The sequence below is a fragment of the Bradyrhizobium sp. genome (assembly GCF_028868675.1).
In the GTDB taxonomy this organism is placed as follows: Bacteria; Pseudomonadota; Alphaproteobacteria; order Rhizobiales; family Xanthobacteraceae; genus Bradyrhizobium.
On record NZ_JAGWUA010000249.1, the window covers coordinates 1 to 6,109 of the forward strand.

The 6,109-nt window shown below is 68.4% G+C and carries 4 protein-coding genes and 1 pseudogene; 4 read left to right on the forward strand and 1 reads right to left on the reverse strand.

From position 1 onward, the window contains the following. Positions 1-529: pseudogene (locus KGM94_RS22670) on the reverse strand (indolepyruvate ferredoxin oxidoreductase family protein); the annotation flags it as partial. Between the two features lie 128 nt (positions 530-657). On the opposite strand from KGM94_RS22670, the gene KGM94_RS22675 reads away from it, so the two are divergent. From KGM94_RS22675 to KGM94_RS22690, 4 genes are all read left to right on the forward strand, one after another. Next, entirely contained in the window at positions 658-1,614 is a 957-nt protein-coding gene (locus tag KGM94_RS22675) for a hypothetical protein (RefSeq protein ID WP_300264311.1), read from the forward strand. Positions 1,615-1,856: 242 nt separating this feature from the next. Continuing rightward, entirely contained in the window at positions 1,857-2,846 is a 990-nt protein-coding gene (locus KGM94_RS22680; protein WP_300264313.1) for an efflux RND transporter periplasmic adaptor subunit, read from the forward strand. Then, positions 2,833-5,571 (forward strand): ribosome-associated ATPase/putative transporter RbbA, encoded by a 2,739-nt coding sequence (gene rbbA / locus KGM94_RS22685; protein WP_300264315.1) that lies wholly within the window; start codon positions 2,833-2,835, stop codon positions 5,569-5,571. Before KGM94_RS22680 ends, rbbA begins: the two co-directional genes overlap by 14 nt. A gap of 1 nt (position 5,572) precedes the next feature. After that, positions 5,573-6,109, forward strand: a 537-nt coding sequence (locus tag KGM94_RS22690; protein ID WP_366526265.1) for an ABC transporter permease, incomplete at its 3' end; no start/stop codon positions are given.

Consider the following 6,109-nt stretch of genomic DNA (forward strand, 5'->3'; position numbering starts at 1 on the left):
GCAGGGTCGACGGGTTGATCACCGGGATCAGCGCCGCCGCGAACACCTGCTCGCTCTGATGCGCGAGCGTGGAGGACTGGCAGCCATGGTCGTCGCCGGCGAGCGCCAGCACGCCGCCATGGCGCGAGGTGCCGGCAGCGTTGGCGTGCTTCAGCGCGTCGACCGAGCGGTCGACGCCAGGGCCCTTGCCGTACCAGATGCCGAACACGCCATCGACCTTGGCGCCGGGAAACAGCCCGAGCTGCTGGCTGCCCCACACCGCGGTCGCAGCCAAGTCCTCGTTCAGGCCTGGGACGAAGGCGATGTCGTGCTCTTTCAGGTGCGACTTGGCGCGCCACAGCGCGTGGTCGTACATGCCGAGCGGGGAACCGCGATAGCCCGAGATGAAGCCGCCGGTGGTGAGGCCCTGCTGGCGGTCGCGTTCGCGCTGCAGCATGGGCAGTCGGACCAGGGCCTGGACGCCGGAGAGGTAGATCCGCTTGGATTCGAGCCGGTATTTGTCGTCCAGCTCGACCTGCATCAGCGTCATTTAGCGGCTCCCTGTCCTGATTGGCCCGCGAAGCGAGCCGGCGCAGTGAAAAGCATGTACCGGCGATGTCAATATCGCTGGCCGCATCCTTGTGGCTCCTGCTAGTCATGGCTTCCCCGGAGGCCGCCATGACGTCACGCGCATTCGACACCGAGATCACCGAGACCGCCGACGGCCTGGTCGGCCCGTGGCGCCGGCCGCGCCAGATGCTGCAGGCGCAGGTCTACGATTCCCACGCCTCGATCCACGACGATGCGACCGCGCAAAAACTCGGCTTCAAGGGCGGCACCATCGAAGGTCCGACGCATTTCAGCCAGTTCGCTCCGCTCGGCGAGCGGCTGTGGGGGCAGGCCTTCTTCGAGAGCGGCTGCCTCTCGGTGCACTATCGCGCGGTTTGCTACGAGGGTGAGGAGGTGCAGGCGATCGTCTCGAAGCCGCCGGCCGGCGCGCGGCAATGCCAGATCCAGATGGTCAAGCGCGACGGCACCGAGGTGCTGCGCGGCACGGCCTCGGTCGGCAATCCCGCGGTGCCGACCGCGTTGGAGGCACGCCTCGGCGAGCTCGAGCCGCTCACCGATCCCGTCATCCTGCGCGATGTGGAGCTGGCGCGGACCGGCAAGCGCCAGACCGTGCGGATGGCGTTCGACCAGAACATGGGCGATCTCTATCCCTTCTCGCTGCGCGAGAAGCTCGCGGTCATCACCGAGAACTCGCCGTTCTACGCGACATCGGACAATCCGTGGCGCAGGCCGATCATCCCGATGGAGATGCTGAGCGTGCTGTTCCAGTACCGCTCCAAGGAGGATCCGCTACCGGCGAAGGGGCCGGCCGTCGGCCTGTTCGCCGATCAGGAGATCCGGCTCGTGAAGGGGCCGCTGTTCGTCGATGAGGACTACGAGGTCGAGCGCGAGGTGGTCGCGCTCTCCTGCAGCCGCCGTACCGAAAGCGCCTGGGCGCGCACGCGCGCGTTCGACAGGACCGGCGCACTGGTCGCGACCATGCTGCTCAACATGGCGACCATGAAGGACTCCTATGCCGGCTATCGGGACGAGTACCGGCAATTGTATGGACGGGCGCCGGGCTAGCCTCCGAGGAAACCGGGACCGCTCCCGACAAAATCCGAGGTTCAACCCCATGCACAGTGGCCGACGGGGATGCGAGCTCGCATGGGCGGATCTCCGGCAGGGCGCTGCGCCAGACGACGTTGGTTCCGCGACGCCACCAAGCCTGCGCTGCAGCCATTGACCTAACGCAAATCGACCCCGGCCATCCCGGGATATTCGAAACGTTCGATCGGAAATGGATCGAGCAGGATACAGGATCGTACATGCGCGGCCCCGCCGTCTTTGCCATCGCCGCGGTACTGACGCTCGCCACCGGCGGATACGTCTACTGGACGCACATGAAGGCGGCGCTCACGCCCGAGGGGCTTGCGAGCGCCAACGGCCGCATCGAAGTGACGCGCGTCGACATTGCCTCAAAACTCCCGGGGCGGGTCGCGCAAGTTCGCGTCAGGGAAGGCGACGCGGTCCGGAAGGGCGATCTGATCGCCGAGCTCGACACAGCCGAACTGCGGGCGCAACTCGCCGGCGCCAAGGCCGCGGTCCAGCGCGCCGTCGCCGCCATCGCCCGCGCCGAGGCCGACATCGCCATCCGCAAGGCGGAGCGCGACCTCGCGGAAGCCGAGATGCAGCGCGCGCTCCACCTCGAGCAGACCTCCTCTGGAACCAAGGCCGATCTCGATCGGCGCCGGGCGCAAAGTCTCGTCGCCGCCGCGCAAATCGAAGGCTCGCGCGCGGCGCTGGTCGAAGCCAATGCGGCCAGGGAAGCCGCCGACGCCCAGGTCGCCCAGATCGAGGCGATGCTCGACGACTCCGAGCTGCACTCGCCCGTGAACGGCCGCGTCGAATATCGCCTGGTGCAGCCCGGCGAAGTGGTCGCCGCCGGCGGCCGGCTGGTCACCATCCTCGATCTCTCCGACGTCTACATGACCGTCTTCCTGCCGACCGGCCAGAGCGGCCGCGTCGCGCTCGGCTCGCAGGCGCGCATCGTGCTCGACTCGGTTCCGGATGCGGTGTTTCCCGCGACCGTCTCGTTCGTCGCGGCCGAGGCGCAGTTCACGCCGAAGACGGTCGAGACGCAGAACGGGCGGCAGAAGCTAATGTACCGCGTCAAGCTCGCCATCGATGCGAAGCTGCTCGAGACCTATCGCGACTACGTCAAGGCCGGGCTGACCGGCAATGCCTATGTCCAGGTGATGCCGAACGCGGTCTGGCCCGCCGCGCTGTCCGTCCGGTTGCCCGATGTCGCCGGCTGAGTCCGTCGCGGTCGCGCTCGACGCGGTGTCGCATCGCTACGGCAAGATGACCGCGCTGGCCGACGTCAGCCTGTCGATCCGCGCCGGCAGCGCCACCGCGCTGGTCGGGCCGGACGGCGTCGGCAAGTCGACGCTGCTCGCGCTGATCGCGGGGGTGCGCCGCCTGCAGGCCGGTCGTATCCGGACGCTCGGCGGCGACATCGCCTCGCGCGCGCACCGCGACGACATCATGGCGCGCATCGCCTACATGCCGCAGGGCCTCGGGCGCAATCTCTATCCGAGCCTCTCGGTCGCCGAGAACGTCGACTATTTCGGCCGCCTGTTCGGCCAGTCGGCGGCGGAGCGCGAGGCGCGCATCGCGGAACTGCTGCGGGCGACGGGCCTCGCGCCGTTTCCCGACCGGCCCGCCGGCAAGCTGTCGGGCGGCATGAAGCAGAAGCTGTCGCTGTGCTGCACGCTGATCCACGATCCCGACCTGCTCATCCTCGACGAGCCCACCACCGGCGTCGATCCGCTGTCGCGGCGGCAGTTCTGGCACCTGATCGACGGCATTCGCGCGCAGCGTCCCTCGCTCACCGTGCTGGTGTCGACGGCCTATATGGAGGAGGCCGAGCGCTTCGACCACGTCGTCGCCATCGATGCCGGCCGCGTGCTGGCGCAGGGCGCGCCCGCCGAATTGCTGGCGAAGACCGGCACCGCGCATTTCGAGCAGGCCTATGTCGCGCTGCATGGCGCAAGCGTGCCGGAGGAGGCGCCCGTCGCGCCCTTGCCGCCGGACGAAGGCGGCGCGCCGGCCATCGCCGCGGAGGGATTGACGCGCCGGTTCGGCGATTTCGTCGCCGTCGACCACGTCAGCTTCAGCATCCGCCGCGGCGAGATCTTCGGCTTCCTCGGCTCGAACGGCTGCGGCAAGACCACGACCATGAAGATGCTCACCGGCCTGCTCGACATCAGCGAGGGCCGCGCCGAGCTGCTCGGGCGTCCGGTGGAGGCGGGGGACCTCGCCACGCGCCTGCGCGTCGGCTACATGTCGCAGGGCTTCTCGCTCTACGAGGAGCTGACGGTCCGCGACAATCTCGAACTGCACGCGCGCCTCTACCGCATTCCCGCCGCGGACGTCGGCCGTCACGTCGACGAGGCGATTGCGCGCTTCGGCCTCGCCGAGGCAACCGACGCCAAGCCGCCGAGCCTGCCGCTCGGCATGCGGCAGCGGCTGCAGCTTGCCGCCGCCTGCCTGCATCGTCCCGAAATCATGATTCTGGACGAGCCGACCTCCGGCGTCGATCCCGCCGCGCGCGACATGTTCTGGCGCCTGCTCGGCGAATTGTCCCGGCGCGACCGCGTCACCATCTTCGTGTCGACGCACTTCATGAACGAGGCCGAGCGCTGCGACCGCATCTCGCTCATGCATGCCGGCAAGGTGCTCGCGGTCGGCACGCCGGACGAGCTGCGGCGCGCCAGGGACGCGGCCGATCTGGAAGATGCGTTCATCGCCTATCTCGAGGAGGCCGACCCGAGCGAAGCCGTCGGGGAAGAGCCGCACGCCGCCTGGACGACGGCGCCGTCCACCCGTTCTCTGCCGGCCACCAGCCTGCGGGCGTCGCTGCGCCGCGTGTGGGCCTTCAGCTACCGCGAGATGCGCGAATTGTCCCGCGACTGGGTGCGCATGGGTTTTGCGCTGCTCGGTCCGTTGCTGCTGCTCGTCACCTTCGGCTACGGCATCACCTTCGACGTGGAGAACCTGTCCTTTGCCGTGCTCGATCGCGACCATAGCGCCGACAGCCGCCAGCTGGTCGAGAGTTTTGCCGCCTCGCGCTATTTCCGGCAGAAGGCGCCGTTGCAGAGCGAGGCCGAGGTCGACCGCCGCCTGCGCGCCGGCGATCTGGGCCTGGTGATCGACATCCCGCCGGGCTACGGCCGCGATCTCGTCGCCGGCCACCGGCCCGAGATCGCCTTCTTCCTCGACGGCGCCATGCCGTTCCGCGCCGAGACGACGCGCAACTACGTCGACGGCATCATGCTGTCCTATGTCGTCGAGGATCTCGCGCGCCGCAGCCGCGGCGCGGTGCCGGACCTGCTGGCGGTCTCGTTCGAGCCGCGCTTCCGCTACAACCAGGATTTCCGCAGCGTGTTCGCGCTCACGCCCGGACTGGTCATGATCTTCATGGTGCTGTTTCCCTCGATGCTGGCGGCGCTCGGCGTGGTACGCGAACGCGAGCTCGGATCGATCACCAATCTCTACGCCTCGCCGGCGACGGTGGCCGAGTTCCTGCTCGGCAAGCAGCTGCCCTATGTCCTCTTCAGCCTCGCGAGCTTCGCGAGCCTGCTGGCGCTGGCGGGCCTCGCCTTCGGCGTGGTCGTCAAGGGCTCGCTGCCGGCGCTGGCGCTCGGCGGGCTGCTCTACGTGTTCGCCTCCACCGCGTTCGGTATTCTCGTCTCCGTGTTCGTGCGGAGCCAGGTCGCCGCCATCATCGTCACCGCCATCGTCTGCACCGTTCCGGCGGTCAACTTCTCCGGCTATCTCTATCCGGCTGCCGCCCTGCAGGGCAGCGGACGCTTCATCGGCATGGGCTTTCCCTCGCTCTGGTTCCAGAACATCAGCCTCGGCGCCATCACCAAGGCGCGCGACTTCGCCGATCTCTATCCCAATCATCTCGTGCTGCTCGCCTTCGGCGTCGCCTATCTCGTGGCGGCGAGCCTGCTGCTGCGCAAGCAGGACGGCTGACATGATGCGCTGGCTCTCCAACGTGTTCCGCCTCGGCGTCAAGGAGCTCGCGAGTCTCGCCAGCGACATGGTGCTGGCGTTCTTCGTGGTGTACTCGTTCTCGTTCAGCGTCTACAGCGAGGCGACCGGGATCACGACCGAGGTCGCGAACGCACCCATCGCCATCGTCGATTCCGACCGCTCGGTGCTGTCGACCCGCATTGCCGACGCGCTGCTGCAGCCCTATTTCCGCCGGCCGGTGCTGATCGACCGTTCCGCCGTCGACCGGCTGATGGACGAGGGCCATTATGCCTTCGTGCTCGACATCCCGCCGCGCTTCCAGGCCGACGTGCTGAGCCGGCGCGATCCGGCGGTGCAGCTCAACATCGACGCCACCGCCATGACGCAGGCCGCGGTCGGCGGCGGCTACGTGTCCTCGATCGTGCAGCAGGAGACGACCGGTTACCTCAATTCGCGCGGCATCGCGCAGGAGCTGCCGGTGCGAAGCATCGAGCGCGCCTTCTTCAATCCCAACCTGGAAGGCGTCTGGTACATGGCC